Source organism: Enterococcus sp. DIV0187 (assembly GCF_051713785.1).
Classification (GTDB): Bacteria; Bacillota; Bacilli; order Lactobacillales; family Enterococcaceae; genus Enterococcus_A; species Enterococcus_A avium.
In genome coordinates, this window is sequence record NZ_JBIOQO010000002.1 from 495,848 (window position 1) to 517,836 (window position 21,989).

Genomic DNA, 21,989 nt, shown 5'->3' on the forward strand with positions numbered 1-21,989 from the left:
AAAAAAAACGCAGAAAGAAATACTCTTTCTACGTCATATTCGATTTTTCTGTTCTTTTTTGAATGATTTTCTGCCCTAAATTCGCCCAATCTAGCGGGCGCGGAGGAGAAAGCCAAACGACACAATCTATATGATACGCGTTTCCTAAATCTCTGGAATCAGTCAATAGAATATCTGCAGCTTCAACATCTGTAATAATCTTTGCGCCAACTAGATGAAAGAAATTGAGATTCTCCGTAATAAACTGATTATACAGACTGCCGAAGGAAAAATCGACGTATACGTTGATGGGTTCAACCAAAACATCTTTTGGAAATGAATCTAAAATTAGAAAAAGATATTGAAAAAGAACCTGCTTCTTCTTTTTATACAATTCAGAATCTTTTTCTTGCAGCTGCTTCACATATACCCTGCAAAATTCTAATATTGTTGGATAATTTTGCTGAAAGTAAGCAATGTTGATTTCTGGCTGCAGCGTCTCACTGGCTTGGCTGACCTCCTTCAATTGAAAATGCAAAATATGACTCCTCATCAGAAAACATTCATACTTTTCTGGACTCTCAATTAACTTAGGGAAATATTGAATAAGGCTTGTCAGCAAATTTTTGCTCCACGTCATAATTTGCTTATTCGCATTCAATCGTAGATTTTTACTCAATTCCTCTGAGCGAGAATAATAATAATTCAAAAAGGCAATCACTTCTGCTTCGCGAGATTCGATTGGAACCCGTTCAAAAAATGACTCTTCCATAGCTTGTTTGATAGCTTCTCTGGATAAAACATCAGCGGTTCGTCTCTCAACAAACTTTCGCTGCTTGATTCGTAAATTCGTTATGTGAAGGTAGTGCTGCAAGCTGATTCTTTGATGAATAGTCATCTTACCATCTTCCAGTGTCATTTGTTTTTCTTGAATATGACCGTCCTTCGATTGATCGAAAATTTGGCAGCGACCTTTGTATACACGTGAAAAAAGTTCGGTTAAGAATAAACGGATATTCTTTTCATTTTCACCGCTTACTCGGAATTTTTTATCGATGGTCATCTCGTACTTAGCAAGATACTTGTTCAATAGCTTATAATTATTGTATGCAATCGGATAACTGATCATTGATTTTTCGGAAAACTCATTCAATGACTTGAAGTTTCCTAAAACAGCCCTCAATAAAATATTAAAGCCAATTGATTCTTCCACATATTTTTCTAAAAGTGTCTCAGAACTGGCCGTTCCGGTAATTTCTAATTGAACAAAGGGTTCCTCTAAAAAAACATGAATTTCCTGAGCCAAACCATATTTTTCAAGATCCTGGATCAACTGCTCTATCGTACTTTTAAGCACATAGTTGGAAATCTCTAAATGATCCATGATCTCTTTTTTAGACAACGCAAAATAAGAACTTCGCTCTAATTGCCGTAAAAGCTGATACTTCCGCCACTCTTCCTTTGCTAATAAACTATCCAGCAAAATAATCACTCATCCTTGCTGCCAATTTTCCGTTCGCTTCGCCGTATAAGACGACACCTGATAGTAAGTAGGCACTTTGTGCGATATCCGCAAAGTTATTAAGTGATCCAGCCTTGCCTCCGCCGCTATCAGGAGGCAAAGCTGTACTTTTCGTGGAAGAAAAGAAATCATCGTCTAACATCAGGACTTGATTTTTATGATGATTTTTCATTTTTGGCAGATAAGGATCTGGTATTGAGAAATCTTCTGTTTTCTCCTCCTGCTTCAGCTCGTCTGTCGGCAATAAGGCTACTGACTGACTCTCGACTTGAACGGTGCTGCTTTGAACTTCATTATTTTGCGTGTTTTCCACATTTGTATTATCTTTTTGATCCTGCGATGGCGTCGACTCAGCAGATTCCATCGTTATTTCGCCATCTATCAGGTATTCACTCGGCTCAGGGTCAGCATTGGGTATTGGAGTGATCGTATTGTGCGGATTCAGCGGATCATAAATAACAGTATTGGCTAATGCATGCTCTGAATATAGAAAAATCGATGCTCCAAAGACTACCACCAATGATTTTGCCATCATTTTTTTCATCTTATCACTCCTTCCATGAGACTACCTGCTGATTTTAATGATCATTCTTGTTCCAATCACCAAACTAACTAGAAAAAGAATCCATACAATTATACAGTAGCTTTGATTTTGTCGATTGTTTTTATGCTGTATCCGGTTTTTATGTTCAATCAGCTTTTGTTTAATCACTTTTGTTGGTTGCTGAACCAGCTCAGCTTTTACCACAAAACGCTGCTCAGTATGAGTCGGCTTATCACAGGTAATTAATGTTAGCTCGGCTTTACCATTATCTTCTAAAACCTGAAGTTCGGTTTGATGAATCATTTTCGTCTGACTGACTTTGTATTGATAAAACTGGTTCTGATATTCCAAATAAACCGTATCGCCGACAGTCATTTCCAACAATTTGCCAAACAATAACTCATTTCGTCCTAAGTGATGGCCAATCACAACGATATTTTGGTTTTCCGCTTTTCTCTCTGGAAATAATGTCCCTGCACCGACCAAAAGCTGGTCATTCGTCACTCCTGAAAAAAGCGGCAGACCGATCTCGACTTTTGGGATAACGAGCTGTCCAGCTGATTGAAATGTTTGGTTTTCTTTAAAGGCTAAAACAGCTGATAAATCTGGCGGCTGAACAGCCTCTAATGGGATTTCTTCAGCAGGCGTGACTGTTTTTTTCTGGCTGATCATGACATTTTGCGTTCGATAGATGATCAGCGTTTGCTTAATAAATGGCAGAAATAATAATGTTACTGCCGTACAGTAGATCAAAATGAGGCTAAACCGGATCTTTTTTGTCATTTTTCTTCTTGCGCCATACTAAGAATATGACGATCAGTAATAGCAGAATCACTCCAATTAGAATATACAACCATGTATAATCTTTCTTGATCGTGACATCTGAATCATTTAATTTTTTAGCCACATCTGCTTTAATCTCGAAATCCTTTTCCAACGTCCAATGGTAGCGATAGTTTTCTTCTTTCTGGCTGCCTTCTTTTTGAAACGAATAGCTGCCATTTTGATCCTGTTGACCGTACGCCTCAATTTTCATGGTATATTTTCCAGCCTTTAAGCGGTCCCCTTTTAGCGGTACTGATAAATTAAAATTGGAATTCGGCGCCATTTGCATATCGGATTGTTCATCCGTATAAAGTGCTTCGGAGCTGCCTTTTTTTGTGATAATCGTCTTAGTCGCTAATTGATTCAAGTAGGTCCCATTAGGATTTTGCAGATTCCCTTGAATGACATTACGAGCATTTCGTTGATTAGGAATCACGCGCTGCAGCTTCAAGTCTGGTGAACCATTCTCAGTTGTTTGGCGCATTAATAAAGCTACAACATAAGAATATTCATTCTTGATTGCCAAGCCTTTATCATTTTTATCTGAAGAAATGTTTGTTTGATCCGTTGTTTTTTCCTTAAACGTGATCCCGCCGGCAATAACACCAGCAAATTTTTCATTTGGCATATGTATTTTTACTTTATATTCAGCCGCTGATTGCGGTTTTAGTGTGATCTCTTCGGGCGCTTCTACATAGTCTTTTATATTGTATTTTAATGTTTCATCAGGCTTGATCTCATTCTTACTGTACTCAACGACACCATTGCCATTTGTTGTTGCACTATTTATCTGTGCTTCGATCACGACTTCTTTATCTGTATCATTCCGCAGGTCTACAGTCAGGGTATCCTCTTGGTTAGGAGCCAATAATAAATCAAAATACGTCTTTTGCTTGTCGATTTGATTTTCTGACGCTTTAGGAGTCACCGCAAAATTGAACTCCGATGCGATTCCCGGTGTCGTCAGCATCAAACTACTTAAAATGGCAACTGCCAGCATCACAAATTTTCTAAATTTCATCGTACCGTTATCCTTTCAGTGAAAGAAAGGGATGCTGGAAAACACCCCTTCTTCATTCTTCTTTTTTAATTAGTTTCCTGGTGTGTCACTAAGAACCCAAGTAAATGTTGTTGAATATTTCTTCGCATATTTCGTTGTTGAGCCAGGTACGCTCAATTCAATACTTTCAGCTGCGGTTGCGGCATCTGTACCCCAATCAAGTAAATATGTTCCAGCACCTTGACCATCTTTCGCCGACATAACATTTTTCAAATCTCCAGATGGATCAGCGACGATCGTTGCCTGTCCTGTTGGTTTTTCTGAATCGGAGGCAGTTACGACATTCCCATTTTTGAAAGTGATTTCTGCCCCTGTCAACTCGTCGGCATCTGCTGTCGTAAATTGACTGTTTTGCTTCATCTGCAATGTCCAGCCTTTTTCAGTTCCACGATTATCAGTTACTTGTACAAAGTTAGGCCCCGTTTGTTCTACATTGTCCTTATCAAGATATTTTTGCGCTTTTGCTTTATAGATCTCATCTTTAGAAGTAATTTTTTGTGAACCAAAATCTAGACTTGACGCATAATCAATCGACAATGGGCCAGCCGTACCTGGTTTTGGCCCGCTTGGATCAGTTGGATCAACCGGCTTAACCGGATTAGTCGGGTCCACCGGATCAACCGGATCAGTAGTTCCGTTATTTGGGGTGAAAGTAATCACACCGTTTGTATCGTATTCCCCGCCATCAGCCGCAAAACTCACAGCTGGCGCTAAGGTGATTCCTGCTAAGATAGCAGTAGCTAAAAATAAAGAACCAAATTTTTTCATTTGTAGTCATCCTCCTAAGTTAATGTTAGTTGCCTGGTACGTCTGATAAGCTCCATGTTAATGAGGTGCTGTATTTCACTGCATCTTTGGGTGTACTGCCGGGTACTGCTAACGTGACAGCCTTGGTTACTTCAGCATCTACTTCATTTCCGTCTTTATCTTTTTCTTTGACCGTTTCGACTGTTCCCCAATGGTTAGAATAAGTTCCAGCACCTTGATTCACTTTCGCTGACATCACTAAACTTTCTGTCCCAGCTGGATCAAGCTCGATCGTTGCCGCTGCTGTTGGAAACACAGCTGTTGAGTTGCTGTTTACGGTCGGACTAACAAGTTTTACTTGAGAGCCTGTCAATGTATCGTTCAATGTACCGGTTGCTTTGAATTGGCCATTTTGTTTTACTTTCAAGGTCCATCCGGCATTGTTTCCGCGATTATCAGAAACCTGAACATAGTTCGGTGTTGCCGCATGCCCATCTTTGTATTGTTGAGCTCTTGCATAGTAGACTTCATCTTTATTGGTAATTTTATTTACCCCAAAGTCTAATGATGAAGCATAATCAATCGACAACGGACCATCTGTTCCTGGCTTTGGACCTGTTGGATCAGTCGGATCAACTGGATCAACTGGGTTCGTTGGGTCTGGATCAGTTGGGTCAACTGGTTTTGTCGGGTCAGTATTTGGAATAAATTCCACTACACCATTTGAATCGTAATCAACTGTGTCCGCCTGTGTAATCAGTCCGCCAGCAGTTGATAAAGATAACGCCGCTAAAGTTGCGACTGTCATTAATTTTACGTTTTTCATCGTCATGTTCTCCTCGTATAAAGTTTTTAGGTTTCCTTAAGGTACATCTTTTAAACTCCATGTTAGGGAAGTTTGATATTTTTTTGCATATTTTACCGAGCTGCCGGGAACGTTTAACTGAACTGAACGTCCGCCACTGGTTTCATCTGAGCCAAACCGATACAGCCAAGTGCCAATTCCTTGTTCATTGTTCGCAGTTATAACATTGACTTCCGAATCCAATGGCATTTCGATCGTTTCCTTGGCACTTGGTGCATAAGAATCTGGAAGAGTCGAGATCATTTCACCATTTTTAAGCCATAGTTCAGCACCTGCAAGCTTTTGCGCTTCAGCGGTTTGGAATTGACCATTTTGTTTCACGCTCAATTGCCAACCTGAGCCAGTTCCGCGAACATCCGTTACTTGAACATAGTTGGGGCCCTTTTTCTTCGTTCCGTCAAAATCAGTGTATTCCTGCGGCAGCGCATAATATGTTTCATCTTTAGTCGAAATTGCCTGACTTCCAAATTGAAAGCTAGAGGCAAAATCAAAGGAAAGACTGCCGCCAGTACCTTCCATCGGACCAGCTGGATTAGTGGGATCAACAGGTACCACTGGTTTTAACGGGTCCGGCAGCAAAGGATCAAGCGGCTTAACCGTTGTCTCTCCACCGCTTTGGTACTTCATATGTGTATCTGTAGTATCAGCCAGTACAGCTTTTTGTCCAACAGAGGTTGTAAAGAGCAGGAGAAGAAAACTAAATAATTGAATTTTTTTCACCATTCTCCTCCTCCTTCAGTTTAAAAAAGACGAGTGACAATAAGAAAAAACCACTCAATGTAGCGAATAGATTTGAGGTATCTCCCGTCGCCGGAATGATGGTGCCTTCTCCTTTATAGGACGGCAATCTGCTTATTAATTGATTTGTCGTCTCACCTGCTGTTCCGCGTGTTTCTCCATTCACGGAGGCTTGGTTGTCTTCTTCATTTTCCAACGGCTGTTCTTTTTCTGGTTCATCTTTTGGGTATTCATATTTTCCGTAAAACGCTGTAACCCCGTTACTATCATAGTTAGCATCTGCCGCAAAGACAGGCACAGTAGTAAAGAGCGCCAGCATGATCAATAAACTATTTATAACTAATCGTCTCATCTACTCACCTAATTTCCTGGGACATCTTCTAGTTTCCATGACAATTTTCCTGAATAGTCTCCGACACGTTGTTTTTCGACCGGAACCGTCAGCTTGAACCCGTTGCTACCTTGCCAATCAGCCGATATATTCTTTGAGCCATCAGAGGCAAAGGTTCCCGACTCCACGATTTGTGTCGCTGTTGTAATTTGCTTTTCCCCTAATTGAGAGGTGTAATAAAGCGTATCTCCAAGCGATATCGTGCCGTTTGTCAGTTCTTCTGATTGACTTAACGTTAAGCGCCAAGGCTTTTTCGCTCCGCCGCGAGTATCTGAAACAACCAGATCACCATTGACTGTTGGACGATACTCTTGTGTCTTGTTCGACACTTGATTGTTTCCAAACTCTAGTCCTTCCGGCACTGAGGCCAAAGATAGATACCCTACCACGGTGGCTTTTGTCGCTGCCTTGAATGTCGCATCACGATAATTCAAATCAGTTTTTGGATTGATATTGCCGATCGCGTTATTTGTGCTTGGACGTTCTGCTTCACTAAGTTCAGTAATAGGTCCACTTTGGTCTTGTAAAAAGAATTGAAGAACATCGTCCTTCACAAGATTCAAACTAGAGATATCAATTTCCCATTTTCCATCCGCGTCGACCAGCTGTCCTGGAATCCCCGATGGCTGATCATTAACGGTTAATGTTATAATGCTATTAGGCTCCCCAGTTCCCGTTAGCTTAGTAGTCGTACTTTGGATGGCGTCCGAATGATCTACTTTAGCGGGTTCTGGTGGTGTTGCATCAATAACGGTCGTTTCAATCGGATCAGGTGTGAGCCATGGTCCCCGTTCAGCGATACCTGAAATTTTTTCACCAGCTTTTTGAAATTGAATCGGGTCATTTGTATCTGAGTAAGAAGCATAGCCATTTACATCTGTAAATAGATTGTCTCGAACATTCCCATAAGTATCAGTCAAAGTGAGCTTCGCCTGATTCTCTGAGGCATAGACCGGAATGTATTTGATTTCTCCAGCGACTAAACCATTATTATCAGGTACTTCCCCAATAATCACACGACCCTTAATTGTTTTATCCGCATCTGTAACCGGCGTCCATTCAATCTTTGGATTCTGATTCATTCCTGAAATTCGACGGTAGTTTGCCTGTTTGAATTGATTCAGTGAAGCCACCGATGTCGTTACAACTTCTCCGCTTCCGCTTCCAACTACCTCAAGGCTTGGAACTTTAGCATAGGTTTCATTAGATGGTCCAAGAACTGGAACACCGACCTTCCATAAATCGATATCTGAATCAAGAATAGAGAATTTATTATTTGCAGTATTCCCATAAGCAACATTTACCGCCGTTCGACTATCATGTAAATTTCGCAAATCATATTGAGCAGGGCTGTTTAATGTTAAGGAATTCCCTGTTCGATTGACACTCGCGATTCCTGTGGCATCCGCCGCTAAATTGATCAAAGGCTGACTACTTGTCCCAATGACATAAAGATAGCTCCCAGGTTCTGCATTCAGATAGGTATTATTGTTACTAAAGGCCACTACTGAACCAGATGCTTGTTTACTCGTCAAATTCACGACAGCACCTTTTTTGATTGTCATTCCGGCACCAGCATCATCAAAACGTACCGCATTTCCTGGCATATCCACGTTGTACACACTGTTTTCGCCAACCGTTAGAGCAAGATAATGATGATAAACAGCAGGATATGTACGCCCCGCAGTTTGCGTTTGTCCAACGTCGACACGACAATTCTTCCCGATTGTAAACTCTCTGGAAGCTCCGGTTGATCCAGCATTCGCTGCATCGTTGTACCAAAAGACAGAGAAATTATAGTAGTTTACATTCCCTTTATATTGGGTTCCATCCTCCATAATAAGACTGCCTAAATAGAAATTTTCCGCTCGTGTATTAATATCCATATCGCCATATACTCTCACCTCTGAATGAGAGGCTCTGGCTAATCGCTGCACCCCCGACTCAGCGGTGATATTCCCAAATCGATATTTCCACTTGACACCGTTCGCAGTAATCAATCGAGTTCCGACGATATCTTCTGAATAGGCTCCAGCATAGGTTTGATTTAACACAATATCATGCATGTGGAAGGACCCAATAGCATTTTGTGGTGAAGCTAAATAGATCGACGAATCTTTAAAATTCACTCGATGACCCTGCCCGTCAATCTCTAAATCATTTTTTCTGGCATAGGCAGAAAGCCTTGTATCTGATGCACTAGGATTATCGAAGCTTGCGGCAAGGATAATTTTGGTGATGGTTTCGTCTCGAATAGCATTTACAAAATCAGCCCATGTACTTACTTCCGCCTCATTGGCTGCCAAAAGGCGCAAATCAGCCTTTTCGACCTCTTCACTATCCTCTTTTGTTTCTGAACTTTCCGTCGTTTTTTCTTCTGTTTCAGAATCTTTTGTTGCTTCTTTCGCTTCTTCTGAAGACGCTGTTGACTCTGTCGTTTCATCCACCTTGCTTGTATCGGTTTCAGCAGGATTTGCAATTTCGTTGAGCTTCATGCTATCCTCTATACTTTGGTTCGGTTTCTCAGATGAACTGGTAGAATTCGTTATTTCTTCAGCACCTGCAGAAAAGACATTCAGATTTGGGAGTAAAATAATTAGTAACAAGAAAAAAATTATTCTCCGCTGGTTCATTTCTTTCTCACCTCCTTCACAATCAAAATCCTATCACATTTAATAGCCAGTTTTTATAATTATTTTTAAATAAATTGAGAATTAACTTATAACCAATTCAATTTCAATTTATTTTTAGCAAAACCAAAGCGAATTACGTATATTTTTTATTAAATAAATAATCTATGTTACATTACAAATAGATTACGAATTTAGCTCTATCCTCTTTGAAGTTGATTTGTTACATTAAATACAAATTCCTCTAAACGTTGTTTTGTCGCTTTTCGTAATTCAGATAGCTATTCACACAGACAGGTCTGAGCATTCTTTTAGTGCTATTTGGTTCTTTGTAAACTAAAAGTATCAGCGATAAAGAGGACATCCTTTTGAAGTATTCTTGTTCACCTCACTTTTTTTCAATCTGTCTGAGCTACAAATCAATCAGCTTTTAACACGATTGAAATGAAATCCCTTCACCTTCCAAGCCTCAATCAATTTTCAAGCGTTGAACCTATAAATCTTGTTTTGTTCGCGGGGTAGAACAAGAGGAAAAAAGACAGATTAAATAACAATCTATTTTAGAATAATTTCAATCTGGTTATTAAAATTATTCACCTATACCAAAAAAAATTTATCCAAAACAAAAAACTCCTAAATTTTTTTAAAATTCAGGAGTTTTTTTTCTTTTATTGAAATATAAGGTTTTGTTTGCTTGGTTTTTTAAGCTTCATTCCCTGCTTTGATCAATATGCGCAGCTTTGCTGGATGGATCAAATAACCCATCTTATTCCTTTCAATGTACCCATTTTCACGCAAAAATTTAAATGTATAGGTCAGATGACGATAGCTGACGCCTAGATAATCAGCAATCTGCGTATTGTTTTCAGTGTATTGATCATTTACCGCAACTTCCAACAATAATGAAGCTAGGCGATATTTCAGCTCAAAGGTTTGAGCATGAGAAAAATGTTCCATTCGCAGTAATAATTTCTTTCCTATGTATTGAGCGATAAATGTAGGGAATTCTACTCGCTTCATTAAAGTAGTCTCAACTACATTTAATGGAATAGCCAAACAGCGAACTGCTCCGATGGCGATTACATCCTTAGGTGCTTCTTCAGCTTTTACTAAGGTCAGCTCACCAATCAGATCCCCTACTTCCAGAAACTGCAAAATAATACTTTTCCCATTTGGTTCTTGCTGAATAATCCGTGCTTTTCCTTCCAAAATAATAAATAAATATCGCAGCTCCAGCATTTGATCAACAATTTTTTCATTTCGATCAAAGTCCATCAAAAAGCTTTGGCTTAAAATCGATGGCGATAAAAAAGGAAAATCTAGCTGACAAGTTGCCTCAGTATACTTTTCTTTTTTTCTCATTAGGCTATATCTCCTAGTTACAACTTTTTATTTCCGTCATACTCATCCTATCAATTAGTTATTGGAGGAACAACTATCATGAATCAAAAAAAATTAACTCTCTCGTTTCTGTATTATCTGATCAGCGCTTTTGGCATCAGCTTGACCTTAAAAGCCAGCATCGGCATCAGCAGCTTCAACTCGCTAAATGCCACACTTGCCGAATTTAGCCAAATAAAGATCGGTACAATCACTGCAGGATTGAATTTTTTATTTTTGATTGCTTGTCTACTGCTAGACCCACAGCTAAGAGTAAAAAATTATCTGATAATGAGTATTGCCTTGCTGTTTTTCGGCTCAACCATCAATCTGTTTACTTATTTTCTTTTTCCGCTTTTTACGTTACATTCGTATCTATTAAAATGCCTGCTATTTATTCTAGGAACAATTATCGCGGGGATCGGGACAGGAAAGGTTTTGAAATACCAATTACTCAAATTTCCAATCGAGACGTTTTGTCTCTTTCTTTCCGAACGAACTCAGCGCAGTTTTAAATCTTATCGCTATAGTATTGATCTATTTTGTATCCTGATTGCATTAGTTTTAACCTATTTTTTCCATCTGACTTTGATGGTACGAGAAGGAACACTTATTAGTTTTCTTTTATTGTCACCAGTGATCGCTTATGCAAAAAATTAATGAAGAAAAACATCCTATCGCTTTATAATTCGATAGGATGCCAATTTTCATGAATAGAGTTTTTTTGTAAAGTATTTTAGTAAAAAAGGCGAGGATAATGTCGTAAATAGGATTACTAGAATAATCGCTGAGTAATATTTTCCTACAACCAAATGGGCCTGAAACCCTAATTGAACAATAATTAAGGCCATCTCACCTCGAGAGACCATTCCCGAGCCCACCATCAAGCTGCTCTGATTATCAAATCCAGAAAATCTTCCCCCTAAATATCCGCCGAGCAGTTTTGAAAAAATAGCAATAGTAGTAAAAACAAGGACAAAAAGCAATTGCTTCGATAAATTTTCAAAGGTAACTTCTAAGCCGATACTGATGAAAAAGACCGGTATGAACACCGCATAGCCGATCGCTTCAATATTGTAGCGGACATCCTTCCAAACATTGGTCTGACCGATGGCAATTCCTGTTGAAAAAGCACCAATCACTGAACTTAATCCAATGAAATCAGCCAAGTAGGACATACTTAAACATAAGGTCAAAGACACGATGATTACTGAAGACTGGGCAAAGATTTTTTTACTCAAGTTCATTAAGTACGGAGCGCCCCACCGAATCAAGAAAAAGACCGCTATGAAAAACAAAACCTGTGCCAGCAGCATAAAACCAAGCGGCTTTTCATTGCCATTCTCCACGCCTAAAAGCGGCATGCATAAGCTGACGATCAATACTACCAAAATATCGTCAACCACAGCAGCACCGAGAATCGTTGAGCCTTCTTTTGTGTTGACTACCTTCAGCTCCTTCAAGACCTCCACCGAAATACTGACAGAAGTTGCGGCTAAAACCAGTCCGAAGAAAAAGGACTGATTCATTGGAACACCAAAAAGACTTCCACTCCCTGTCCCTAATAACAGCGGAAACAGAATTCCCAGTAAAGCCACAAAAACTCCAGGGCGGAAATATTTTCGCAGCAGAGGCAAATTACTTTCAATACCTGCTAGAAACATTAGTAAAATGACCCCGATCTCAGAAAAATCCGTCACCAGAATATCTGGATGAACGATTTTTAATCCCCCGTTTCCCAGTACAATCCCTACGAGTAATTGTCCAATCACCGCTGGTATACCTATTCTTCTTGAGAAGTGACTTGCTACGGTAACGCTCACTAAAATCAGACACAAAACCCCAATAAATTCCATCTCTTCGCCTCCACAATTGCCTACTGAAAAGCTAGTATTAATGCAATTGTATTCGTTTACAACTAGGAAGTCCATCGGAAAAATGAGAACTGCTGAGAAAGCAGACTGACTTTATGATTGCCGCATCAAGATTATTTTTTTGAAGCTCCGTTTACGGTACTATCCAGTTATAAAAAATTTTTCTCAAGTGCGCTTATGATTATCCTGAAACTTCTTTAAGAGTATTCTTTTCTCTTTACTTGGTCTTTTTGTTTTTTTATTAACCACGGATTTTTCCGGTAAAATTTCTTCCACAATGGCGGTATCTGCTAAAGCCAAGTCTGAAATCTTCTCATCTGCTCCATCGGTTTCGCTGGATACGTTATCTGACTGATGTTGATTCGTTTCCTTGTCAAATGAACTGATCCTATCATCTAAATCTGATTCAGCGCCAAATGACTGATTAAATGTCGACAGTTTCCCATTTGAAAAGAACGATTCTTCCTCTAGCATTACTGCTTTTGCTTCTTTAAATATCTGCTTTATTAATACAATCAGCGACTCTTTACTAAGAGTATTTAGATCATACCCCTCCAAAAAGTCCGCATCATCAGCAAGTGAATCATCATGTTGGAGTGAGATTGCCGCCTGTGTCTGTTCTTTTGTTCCCCGTGAACTGGAGACAATAGTGGTACCTGCACAATCATAATCAATGTATTCGGCAAAGCGACGCACGCCATCCTTTTGAAAGATTGTTAGATTAGTCAAAATCTCAAGTATCCGTTCCGTCTCTTCAACAGTATTCCTCGGGTCAGCATCTCTTAATCTCCAAGTATGCTTCTTCCCGCTGGCATCCTTATAAATCGTCACAAGAGTATAACTACCAAATTCTTTCGTAATGGCCGCACTCCCCGTATTCTTCAAATAACTAGCTTGAATCCGTGTATTTTTTGTCGCCTTTTTGTATTTTTTCTCACTGATAAATAACCGCTTTATGATCTGCTGCCACTCTGAATCGTTGAAATAAGATTGGAAGTAGGGCAAAAATTTTTTCAGTGTATTGCTGGGTCTAGCATGGCTATAAATCTCACGAATCACATCCTGAAACAACAATGAAAAATCTCCCAGAACAAGTGAGTGACGCACCATGAGGGCAATCGCGTATTCAACGACAGAATCTGCATCCTGTGTCTTTTCGAAATATTGAACCACTTTTTTCTCAACAGTTTCACGTTTAGTACAAAACAATTGCCTTTGCTGAAGCTTCTTTATTTCCATGCTAGACCTCTCCTTTTTACCATTGTTGTTTTCTCGTATGCGTTAATGATACCGCATTAAATAACCCACTACCAATTTTAAAATCTTCACAAAATTTAAAATTTTGAATTCGCAAAATAGGATTTTTCGCGTAATAAATAGAACGTAACCCAAGCAAAATTGCTTCACCGCGATTTTTTTAAATAAATCAGAAGAGATGTGATAAGATCAAAATAAGAAAATAAACAAATCACTCCTTTTTCCAGAAAAAAAGACTACCAAAATTTCTGGTAGTCTCTAACTATCTACAAGCAAAGCAATTCCTCGATAGTCAATTCCGAAAAATCATTCACTACTCGATCAGCACCTTTTAACTGCTCCGCCGCCCCGATACCGACGGCATACATCCCGCAACCTTTGATTCCATCGATTCCTGCCTGTGCGTCTTCAAAGCCGACCACTTCTTCAGGCTTTAAATTTATTAATTCAGCAGCTTTGATAAAAATTTCTGGATCGGGTTTGCCTTTTGTCAACGTTGTTGGATCAACGATACCGGAAAAATAGTCGCTGATCTGCAATTTGTGCAAAATATATGGGGCATTTTTTGATGCTGAGGCAATCGCGCAAGGGATTCCGAATTTGCGGGCATCCTCTAAGAATTCTCTGACTCCTGGCAATACGTCTTCAGGCGCTAACGTCTCCAACAATGCCACGTAGTGCTGATTCTTTTTTTCTGCCATTCTATTTAATTCTGAGTCGGAGTAAACATCCAGTTTATCGTCCTGGGCTAAAATCCGCGCCAGCGAATCCTGACGACTGATGCCCTTCAGCTGTTCGTTGAAGGCCTCATCGATCGTAATCCCGATCTCAGCGGCTAGCTGTTTCCAAGCAATATAATGGTATTTTGCCGTATCTGTGATCACACCATCTAAATCAAATACAAAACCTTTCATTTATTGATGCTCCTCTGCGACTTTTTCGATCCAATGCTCCTGATGACTGACGTAAACACGATACTTTTGATTTTTAAAGTAGGTATAAAAATCAATTTCGTCGATCTCTGCCGGCAAATGGGGATCAATTGTCAGCCTATCTTCCACTACCTGAAGATTACAAAAGCCATAAATGATCGACATGAAGGTTCCGCCCATTGATGCGGTATGGATACCGTCCTTCGTATTTTTGTGGCTATTATCCAGATCAGTTCGGGCATTTTTGATAAAATATTCATAGCCTTTTTCTACTTGCCCCAAACGACTATATACCGTTGAGAACGTCGAGTAAGATAGAGAAGAATCATGAGTCGTTACCTCATCGTAGTAAGCGACACTCTTAGCGATTGTCTCCTTGTCAAAGGAATCTGGAAACAGCATCAACGCCAGTACGGCATCCGCTTGTTTAGAAATCTGATAACGATAAATCGTCAATGGATGATAATTGAGCAATAACGGATAGTTTGTTTCTTCTTTAGAGTAAGGCCAAAAGCTTTTATTCAAGAAATCCCGATCCTGAGCAATTACTCCTTTTGCTTCATCAAAAGGCAAGGCCATCGCCGTTGAAAATTGCGCGAAATCCTGTAACTCAGACTCTTCAAGCTGGAGCTTCTTGGTCAACTCTGACCAGCTTTCGGGATGATGCTCTCTCAATAATTTCGCGAAACGATTGAGCCATTGGAATTGATAAGCAACCAATTGATTGGTGTAATAGTTGTCATTAACCAGTACCGTGTATTCGTCTGGACCGGTAATTTTATCAATGTGAAATTTGCCGTTTTTCATGTAGCCAATTTCGCTGAACACACGAGCCGTTTCCAATAGAACTTCAAATCCACAGTCAACAATAAAAGCTAAATCGTCCGTATAACGATAATATTGAATAAATGCGTAAGCAATATCTGCGTTGATATGGTGCTGAGCGGACCCGCCTTCGAAAAATGGGGAAGACTCGGTTCCTGAGATCGTTCGCCATGGATAGAACGCCCCTGTTTGATAGCCGAAAAGCTGACGATTCTCCCGTGCTTTGTCCAAAGTAGTATAGCGATAAGTCAGCAATTGCTTTGCCAGCAGCGGATTTAAATGCAAGAAGACAGGAAAGACAAACATCTCCGCGTCCCAAAAGTAATGCCCTTCATAACCGCTGCCGCTCAAACCTTTAGCCGCAATGCTAGTGGTATGATTCGTCCCAAGTGATTGAAGCAGAGCAAAGGTACTGTAATTGACACTCTCTTCAAGGTTATCTGTGCTTTTGATGTTTACTTTCGCACTTTGCCAAAAATCATTCAGAAATTCTATTTGTTTCTGAACTAGTTTGGCAAAGCTGCACTCAATTTTCTCGTGCTTCTGCTGCTGAAACGCATAGCTTAGATTTTTTTGATAACTGTTGCCCTCCAGTTTTGTGCGAATCACGATTCGGTCCTCTTCAATCGTTTGTTCAACCGTTTGATTATTAATCGACCAAACTAACTCCGCTTCCAATTGGGAATACTCGGTGCCGAATACACAGCTCTTTTTGGCTAAATCAATCTCCTTAATCACAATCTTTTGTAGGTCATGGCTCATGCGCGGATCGTTTTTATCAATCGTGCGCACTGGATAGAAATTTAAATGGGTGGTAAGTTCAATTTCCTCCTGATGATTCAAACGCTCGAAATCAATCTTCAGTGAAAAAAGATTTTTATAATGGAAAGAGGCTAAACGCGAGATCGTGATTTTTGTTTGATGACCTTGCGGCGAAGTCCAAACTAAATTTCTAACTGTAATACCTTTTTCCATATCCAAATAACGCTCACTGTCACTGATCGTTCCTTCCATAATGGAAAACTGTTCACCACCGATGGTAATCAAGGTTGTTTGCCCGTCGATCACGCTGATCATGGTTTCTCCAGTTGGGGTGAAGCCATACATTTTCTCTGGATAGTGCAGCTCTTTGGTTTCGTAAAAGCCATTGATATAGGTCTCACGGTTGGTAGAAAAATGATCGTAGTAGTCCTCCTCCAGATTTCCCCGCAAACCAATATAACCATTGCCGTTAAACAGCAAACTCTCCGCCTTTTCCAAGGTTTCGGTTTCGTAATCATTTAAATAAATTTTCATAAGTGATCCTCCAAAAAGCAGGATAGAAGATTCTTCTACCCTACTCAGCTTTTTTATGAATTTACTGCCAAGCCTTCCGCAGATTTTTCAGTCGGTGTAGCTTCAATTTTTTCGTCCTTTTGCAGAACGAAGGTCAATACAAAGGATAAAACCACCGACATCAACATCATGGATAATCCTGCGATGACATTGGCTGTGCCCTTATCACCTGAGAAACCTAGAATTGCCATCAAACTATTTTGTGGTACGTACAATGTCACATGCATCAATCCGGCAAAACAGCCTGAAATACCCGCACTAATACAAGCCGCCACTAATGGCTTTTTATATTTCATCGTGATCCCATACAGGGCCGGTTCGGTGATTCCCATAATAGCCGATATTCCCGCCGCTGCAGCGATTGATTTGACATTCTTTTGTTTTGATTTAAAGGCAACTGATAAAGTGGCTCCGCCTTGTGCCAAGTTGGCACAGATTTGCGCAACTAGAATCAAGGATTCAGTGCCCGTTGTGGCAAAAGAGGCCACAAAAATCGGTGTCAAGGCATGGTGCATTCCGGTCATGACGATAAACGGCATCGCTGCTGCTAATAGCGCTACCATGATAAAGCCTAATTGACCTTGCATTAAGTTGATCACCCAAGCCAAGCCTTGTCCAGCATAATTACCTAATGGGCCAATCACGATCAAAGCTAAAGGCGCAGTGATTAATAAAGTCAGCGTTGGATTCAACAGAATCTTCAAGGATTGCGGAGTGATTTTATCCACGCCACGTTCGATATAAGACATCGCCCAGATGGTCAAAAGCGCCGGAATCACCGAAGCAGCATAGATCACTCCTTGAATCGGCATTCCCAGAAAAGAGATTGGATCGCCTGAAGCTACCCACTGACTAAAATTAGGATGCAGGAAAACACCCACAACAATAATAGCGATTGATGTATTGACTTTAAATTTATTCGCCGCAAAGACGGCTAACAGAATTGGCATGAAATAAAAAGCTCCATCTCCAATAAAATCTAATACGCGATAAGTGCTTGATTCATTTGACATCCAATGGAAGGTCGTCGACAACGAGAGAATTACTTTGATCATCCCGGCAGCGGTCAAAGCAGGGATCATCGGAGTCATACAGCCAGTAATCGTATCGACAACTCTATTGAAAATACTCGTTTCTTTGGTTGATGCCGTGGAAGATAACTCTTTTACTTCAGAATCACCATTGGATACTCCCTGACGAACCACTTCTTCAAAAACATCGCCTACATGACTGCCAATAATTACCTGTAACTGCGTTGGTGTGGGATTTACACCCACGACGCCATCAATCTGCTTTAGCTCTTCCAGATTTGCCGCAGCTTGATTTTTTAAATCAAAACGTAAGCGGGTCGCGCAATGGACTGCTGAATTGATGTTGTCAGCTCCCCCAAGTCCTTGAATGATTTCCTTTACTAATGGTTGATACTTTTTCATTTTTTATACCCCTTTCTATTCAAATACAACGGCTCCATTTGATAAAATAATTTTTTGATAAAAAGCAAAGCTGTCTTTCTTGTAACGCTGATGTGTTCCCTTATTTTGATCATCCTGGTCCACATAAATGACCCCATAGCGCTTGCTGATTTTTCCTTCGCTGACACTAGGCAGATCAATGATGCCCCACATCAGATAGCCCATCAGCTCAATGCCATCCTCTTCTACTGCTAACAGCATATTTTTAATATGCCCTCGCAAATAATGGATACGATAATCATCCTGCACCTTTCCATCCGCGAACTCATCCTGAGTTCCGATCCCGTTCTCCACAATGAACAGCGGTTTGTGATATCGATCCTGCAGCTGATTTAAGGTGATTCGTAAACCTAACGGATCATCCTGCCACACACTCTTGCCTTTTGGTAAATAAGGATTTCGCAGCGTTGTGTAGCCATTTGTAGCGACACGATCAATTCCGCTCTCCTCAGCCGCGGTGCAGGCACTGGAATAATAGCTGAAGGAAACAAAATCAACGGTATTCTTTTTAAGTATTTCGTCGTCCTCTTGATCGATCCTCAGCTTCAAATTCTTTTCAACAATATAATGAGCAAAGAATTTCGGATATTCTCCAAAGACTTGCACATCGGAGAAAAGCAAATTCTCTCTCTCCTGCTGAAGTGCCGCGAACACATCTTTGGGATCACAAGTATACGCATAGGTTTTCCCAGCGGCTAACATCGCACCGAACTGGTTTGCTGGATCAATTTCTTTTCCAGCTTGAATGATCAACGCATTTGCTAATAATTGATGATGTCCTGCTTGGTATTGCATCGATAAATTGTCTTTGCCCTCTTCAAATAGGATGCCTCCGCCGATAAATGGAATATGCAGAACCATATTCATTTCATTAAAGGGAATCCAATACTTGATTCGCTCTTTGAAACGTGTCATTACTGTTTTGCCGTAATGAAGAAAGAAATCAATAACCTTGCGATCCTCCCAACCGTTGTATTTTTTGACTAATTGGATAGGTATCTCAAAGTGAGACAATGTGACAATCGGTTCCATCTGCTGCTTCTCAAGCTCGGTCAAAAGATCCTCATAAAATTTTAGCCCTGCTTCATTGGGCTGCTCCTCTTCCCCTGTCGGAAAGATTCGCGACCAAGAAATGGAAAAACGAAAACTGTTCACACCAAGCTCTTTTAATAAACCAATATCCTCTCGATAATGATGATAAAAATCATTGCCGTTTCTCCCAGGATAAATTTCATCTCCGGTAGATGCTAAGATCGAATCTGCTTGATTCTTATATACTGCTTTCAGTCGACGATCATCTAGCGGTAAATAATCAAAGTTTGAAGGTTGCCGACCATCTGCTAAATAATTCCCCTCACTTTGGGCAGCGGAGATCGCTCCGCCCCATAAAAATTGCGTTTCTTTTTTCATTTATCTTTTCTCCCTCTCGGTCAGTATCCGTTTTTATCTGTGTTGATACTTTTATTATAGCGAGGAAAAAATTTTTTTATTCCCCCATTTTTGTTGTATTATTCTCAAATATTGTCGAAAGGCAATTACCGTATCAGTAATTGCCTTTCAAGTAGTTATTCAATTTTCATCGTATTCCGATATTCTAATGGGGCCATCGCCATCGAACCTTTAAAAAGACGATAAAAGGTTTTATTACTTTCAAAGCCTGTTTGTGCAATGATTTCTGATACTGGTAAATCACTATTGATCAGCAGCCACTTAGCTTTATCAATCCGATAATCGTTTAAAAAGGTTAAAAATGTTTTACCCGTATTTTTCTTAAAAAACTTCGTAAAATAAAACGAGCTATAGCCGGCAACTTCAGCGATATCCTGTAAAGTCAACGCTTCTTGATAGTGTTCCTCGACAAAATTAAAAATCTCGTCCAGCTTTTCCAACACATCCTGAGTCGCCAGCTTATTGATTTTCTTTAGTTGCTTTACTTGCTTGGGAATGTCTCGTAGCAGTCGTTGAATCAGTTCAAACAATCCAGCCTTTAGCGCAAATTGATAACCAATTTGCTGCGTCTTCATTTCATAATTCATTGCTTCCAGCAAAGTTCTGATCGCTGTCTCATCTGATTCTCCCCACTGCGGACTAACCGGCAACAGCTCTGAAAACAGCTTCTGCAAATCTAAATTTTCTTTATTTCCTGCCGTAAAGTAATTCAAATCAAATTGATAAACCAGTCGTTCACTTCCAGGCGAAGCCAAAACATAATGAATCAGCCCGCCTCCAATAAAGGCGATCTCACCTTCACTCAGTTTATATGGAACATCGTCAATCCCCAATGAGATCGTCCCTTTTATCACATAAATCAGCTCAACCTCGCGATGCCAGTGAGGCGTGGTCAAAATATCGCCGTCATTCACCAATATTCGAAAAGGAAACTCTTTATCTAATTCAGGCATTTCTAAATAAATTGCCATCGCATTCACCTCATGGTTATTTTGGCGGAAAAAAACAGAAAGTAAATACTTGTTTCTTCCCCTCTCGATGACTAAACAACGAAACCTAGTAAAAGCAGGCAACGCATGACTTATCCGTTGCCTGCTTTCATCTTATTTGGCTGTTAAAAACCGTTACTCCTTATTTACCGGTGCGCTTTTCTCATGATGCTTTTTCTGTTTATGATACTCAGCCAAAGCCCGACTGAAATTCGCGATCACGCCCGTGATGATTCCGACACCAATCAGCACATAAATAATCGTAAACAGTTTTCCTAAAGCTGTCTGGGGCGCTAAATCCCCATACCCGACTGTCGCTAAAGTCATGACGGAAAAATACAATGCGTCGAGATAGGTCATCCCCTCGACATTATGATAAAAAACCGTCCCAATCAGCAAAATAAACAACAGCGCCAACATGATCGCCTTTTGTTCTTCCTGTCGAAACAAAATTTTTAAGATGTGCCACAAGCTTCTAAATAATAATAAAAATGCAACCATGAGAACCGCCTTTCAGATCTGTTATATATTCAGCTACCCTATTTTATCAGATATTCGCAGCAGCATAAAATCTCTCTTCCACAAAAGTTACTTTACTCACTCTTTATCACTGTCTTTGTTAAAATAAAAGAGCAAAGGAAGTGTTCAACATGTTAAAACTGAAAAGAGCTTATCTACCAGCAGAAGATACTGATGGCTACCGCGTGTTAGTAGATCGCCTATGGCCGCGAGGAAAATCCAAAGAAACGGAAAAAATTGATTTGTGGCTGAAGGAAATCGCGCCCAGTCCTGAGTTACGTAAATGGTTCAATCACGATTCCGAAAAATATCCAGAGTTCCGTGAGAAGTATCACCAAGAATTACAAAGCGGTCCACAAAAAGAAGCTCTGAAGCAATTACAGGTAATTATCAAGCAACATAAAACAATCACCCTAGTCTACAGCGCAAAAAATGAAACGGAGAACAACGCTCAAGTCCTATACGATCTTCTTCAATAAAAGACAGTGAGCCTGATGAGCATCCTTCTGACTTATTGACTTATAATATTGGAAAATATAGCGATAGGTATGTCTAACTGAATCCTATGCGCGGCGAGAATAAAACTTGTTTGGGTTAGAAGAAATCGAGATCGTGGCCCTAACTGTTACCTAAATCTTGAGGCATAAGATTCAAAA

20 protein-coding genes are annotated in these 21,989 nt (G+C 40.0%); 2 read left to right on the top strand and 18 right to left on the bottom strand.

Annotated elements, in window-relative coordinates:
* Window positions 1-28 precede the first annotated feature (28 nt).
* The 10 genes from IGI52_RS22300 to IGI52_RS22345 all read right to left on the bottom strand — a co-directional run bounded on the left by IGI52_RS22300 (window position 29) and on the right by IGI52_RS22345 (window position 10,663).
* Window positions 29-1,471, bottom strand: coding sequence for a helix-turn-helix domain-containing protein (locus IGI52_RS22300; RefSeq protein WP_227131710.1), 1,443 nt, complete (start codon window positions 1,469-1,471; stop codon window positions 29-31).
* Window positions 1,452-2,045: a hypothetical protein gene (locus tag IGI52_RS22305; RefSeq protein WP_016178041.1), complete on the bottom strand. Its 594-nt coding sequence runs from the start codon at window positions 2,043-2,045 to the stop codon at window positions 1,452-1,454. Before IGI52_RS22305 ends, IGI52_RS22300 begins: the two co-directional genes overlap by 20 nt.
* Window positions 2,046-2,066: 21 nt before the next feature.
* Complete coding sequence (locus IGI52_RS22310) at window positions 2,067-2,828, bottom strand: class A sortase (RefSeq protein WP_102866644.1); 762 nt, start codon at window positions 2,826-2,828, stop codon at window positions 2,067-2,069.
* Entirely contained in the window at window positions 2,806-3,891 is a 1,086-nt protein-coding gene (locus IGI52_RS22315; RefSeq protein ID WP_070504680.1) for a DUF916 and DUF3324 domain-containing protein, read from the bottom strand. The genes IGI52_RS22310 and IGI52_RS22315 overlap by 23 nt, the downstream gene beginning before the upstream one ends.
* Window positions 3,892-3,960: 69 nt before the next feature.
* The gene (locus IGI52_RS22320) at window positions 3,961-4,698 is read right to left on the bottom strand and encodes a WxL domain-containing protein (RefSeq protein WP_144204667.1); all 738 of its coding nucleotides are present in this window, start codon (window positions 4,696-4,698) and stop codon (window positions 3,961-3,963) included.
* Between the two features lie 25 nt (window positions 4,699-4,723).
* On the bottom strand, window positions 4,724-5,503 hold the full coding sequence (locus IGI52_RS22325; RefSeq protein WP_144204666.1) for a WxL domain-containing protein: 780 nt from the start codon (window positions 5,501-5,503) through the stop codon (window positions 4,724-4,726).
* Window positions 5,504-5,539: 36 nt separating this feature from the next.
* Window positions 5,540-6,265, bottom strand: coding sequence for a WxL domain-containing protein (locus IGI52_RS22330; RefSeq protein ID WP_144204665.1), 726 nt, complete (start codon window positions 6,263-6,265; stop codon window positions 5,540-5,542).
* Complete coding sequence (locus IGI52_RS22335) at window positions 6,240-6,632, bottom strand: LPXTG cell wall anchor domain-containing protein (RefSeq protein ID WP_070504671.1); 393 nt, start codon at window positions 6,630-6,632, stop codon at window positions 6,240-6,242. The genes IGI52_RS22330 and IGI52_RS22335 overlap by 26 nt, the downstream gene beginning before the upstream one ends.
* An 8-nt stretch (window positions 6,633-6,640) precedes the next feature.
* Entirely contained in the window at window positions 6,641-9,304 is a 2,664-nt protein-coding gene (locus tag IGI52_RS22340) for a pectate lyase-like adhesive domain-containing protein (protein WP_144204664.1), read from the bottom strand.
* Between the two features lie 699 nt (window positions 9,305-10,003).
* Window positions 10,004-10,663 carry a cyclic nucleotide-binding domain-containing protein gene (locus IGI52_RS22345; RefSeq protein WP_144204663.1) on the bottom strand — a complete coding sequence of 220 codons (660 nt, stop codon included), beginning with the start codon at window positions 10,661-10,663 and terminating at the stop codon, window positions 10,004-10,006.
* Window positions 10,664-10,741: 78 nt separating this feature from the next.
* Between IGI52_RS22345 and IGI52_RS22350 the strand changes: the two genes are divergently transcribed.
* Window positions 10,742-11,341: a YczE/YyaS/YitT family protein gene (locus tag IGI52_RS22350; protein WP_144204662.1), complete on the top strand. Its 600-nt coding sequence runs from the start codon at window positions 10,742-10,744 to the stop codon at window positions 11,339-11,341.
* Window positions 11,342-11,388: 47 nt separating this feature from the next.
* On the opposite strand, the gene IGI52_RS22355 is transcribed toward IGI52_RS22350, so the two are convergent.
* The 8 genes from IGI52_RS22355 to IGI52_RS22390 form a co-directional block, all read right to left on the bottom strand.
* Complete coding sequence (locus IGI52_RS22355) at window positions 11,389-12,537, bottom strand: cation:proton antiporter (protein WP_144204661.1); 1,149 nt, start codon at window positions 12,535-12,537, stop codon at window positions 11,389-11,391.
* Between the two features lie 183 nt (window positions 12,538-12,720).
* The gene (locus IGI52_RS22360; RefSeq protein ID WP_144325622.1) at window positions 12,721-13,794 is read right to left on the bottom strand and encodes a hypothetical protein; all 1,074 of its coding nucleotides are present in this window, start codon (window positions 13,792-13,794) and stop codon (window positions 12,721-12,723) included.
* 284 nt (window positions 13,795-14,078) lie between these two features.
* Complete coding sequence (gene pgmB / locus IGI52_RS22365; protein WP_144204659.1) at window positions 14,079-14,726, bottom strand: beta-phosphoglucomutase; 648 nt, start codon at window positions 14,724-14,726, stop codon at window positions 14,079-14,081.
* Window positions 14,727-16,865 carry a glycoside hydrolase family 65 protein gene (locus IGI52_RS22370; RefSeq protein ID WP_144204658.1) on the bottom strand — a complete coding sequence of 713 codons (2,139 nt, stop codon included), beginning with the start codon at window positions 16,863-16,865 and terminating at the stop codon, window positions 14,727-14,729.
* Between the two features lie 53 nt (window positions 16,866-16,918).
* The gene (locus IGI52_RS22375; protein ID WP_438782448.1) at window positions 16,919-18,337 is read right to left on the bottom strand and encodes a PTS transporter subunit EIIC; all 1,419 of its coding nucleotides are present in this window, start codon (window positions 18,335-18,337) and stop codon (window positions 16,919-16,921) included.
* Window positions 18,338-18,352: 15 nt separating this feature from the next.
* Window positions 18,353-19,786 (bottom strand): family 1 glycosylhydrolase, encoded by a 1,434-nt coding sequence (locus IGI52_RS22380; RefSeq protein WP_144204656.1) that lies wholly within the window; start codon window positions 19,784-19,786, stop codon window positions 18,353-18,355.
* A gap of 155 nt (window positions 19,787-19,941) precedes the next feature.
* Complete coding sequence (locus tag IGI52_RS22385) at window positions 19,942-20,796, bottom strand: helix-turn-helix transcriptional regulator (protein ID WP_144204655.1); 855 nt, start codon at window positions 20,794-20,796, stop codon at window positions 19,942-19,944.
* A gap of 153 nt (window positions 20,797-20,949) precedes the next feature.
* The gene (locus IGI52_RS22390; protein ID WP_070504646.1) at window positions 20,950-21,315 is read right to left on the bottom strand and encodes a potassium channel family protein; all 366 of its coding nucleotides are present in this window, start codon (window positions 21,313-21,315) and stop codon (window positions 20,950-20,952) included.
* A 149-nt stretch (window positions 21,316-21,464) separates the two neighbouring features.
* On the opposite strand from IGI52_RS22390, the gene IGI52_RS22395 reads away from it, so the two are divergent.
* Complete coding sequence (locus IGI52_RS22395; protein WP_070504644.1) at window positions 21,465-21,812, top strand: DUF488 domain-containing protein; 348 nt, start codon at window positions 21,465-21,467, stop codon at window positions 21,810-21,812.
* Window positions 21,813-21,989: the final 177 nt, after the last annotated feature.

Excerpts from the sequence above, each read along its gene's own strand:
- IGI52_RS22305 (WP_016178041.1), bottom strand. The coding sequence starts at position 2,045 with ATGAAAAAAATGATGGCAAAATCATTGGTGGTAGTCTTTGGAGCATCG.
- IGI52_RS22345 (WP_144204663.1), bottom strand. The coding sequence starts at position 10,663 with ATGAGAAAAAAAGAAAAGTATACTGAGGCAACTTGTCAGCTAGATTTT.
- IGI52_RS22380 (WP_144204656.1), bottom strand. The coding sequence starts at position 19,786 with ATGAAAAAAGAAACGCAATTTTTATGGGGCGGAGCGATCTCCGCTGCC.
- IGI52_RS22325 (WP_144204666.1), bottom strand. The coding sequence starts at position 5,503 with ATGAAAAACGTAAAATTAATGACAGTCGCAACTTTAGCGGCGTTATCT.
- IGI52_RS22340 (WP_144204664.1), bottom strand. The coding sequence starts at position 9,304 with ATGAACCAGCGGAGAATAATTTTTTTCTTGTTACTAATTATTTTACTC.
- IGI52_RS22390 (WP_070504646.1), bottom strand. The coding sequence starts at position 21,315 with ATGGTTGCATTTTTATTATTATTTAGAAGCTTGTGGCACATCTTAAAA.
- pgmB (WP_144204659.1), bottom strand. The coding sequence starts at position 14,726 with ATGAAAGGTTTTGTATTTGATTTAGATGGTGTGATCACAGATACGGCA.
- IGI52_RS22395 (WP_070504644.1), top strand. The coding sequence starts at position 21,465 with ATGTTAAAACTGAAAAGAGCTTATCTACCAGCAGAAGATACTGATGGC.
- IGI52_RS22360 (WP_144325622.1), bottom strand. The coding sequence starts at position 13,794 with ATGGAAATAAAGAAGCTTCAGCAAAGGCAATTGTTTTGTACTAAACGT.
- IGI52_RS22310 (WP_102866644.1), bottom strand. The coding sequence starts at position 2,828 with ATGACAAAAAAGATCCGGTTTAGCCTCATTTTGATCTACTGTACGGCA.
- IGI52_RS22315 (WP_070504680.1), bottom strand. The coding sequence starts at position 3,891 with ATGAAATTTAGAAAATTTGTGATGCTGGCAGTTGCCATTTTAAGTAGT.
- IGI52_RS22350 (WP_144204662.1), top strand. The coding sequence starts at position 10,742 with ATGAATCAAAAAAAATTAACTCTCTCGTTTCTGTATTATCTGATCAGC.
- IGI52_RS22375 (WP_438782448.1), bottom strand. The coding sequence starts at position 18,337 with ATGAAAAAGTATCAACCATTAGTAAAGGAAATCATTCAAGGACTTGGG.
- IGI52_RS22330 (WP_144204665.1), bottom strand. The coding sequence starts at position 6,265 with ATGGTGAAAAAAATTCAATTATTTAGTTTTCTTCTCCTGCTCTTTACA.
- IGI52_RS22355 (WP_144204661.1), bottom strand. The coding sequence starts at position 12,537 with ATGGAATTTATTGGGGTTTTGTGTCTGATTTTAGTGAGCGTTACCGTA.
- IGI52_RS22320 (WP_144204667.1), bottom strand. The coding sequence starts at position 4,698 with ATGAAAAAATTTGGTTCTTTATTTTTAGCTACTGCTATCTTAGCAGGA.
- IGI52_RS22335 (WP_070504671.1), bottom strand. The coding sequence starts at position 6,632 with ATGAGACGATTAGTTATAAATAGTTTATTGATCATGCTGGCGCTCTTT.
- IGI52_RS22385 (WP_144204655.1), bottom strand. The coding sequence starts at position 20,796 with ATGGCAATTTATTTAGAAATGCCTGAATTAGATAAAGAGTTTCCTTTT.
- IGI52_RS22370 (WP_144204658.1), bottom strand. The coding sequence starts at position 16,865 with ATGAAAATTTATTTAAATGATTACGAAACCGAAACCTTGGAAAAGGCG.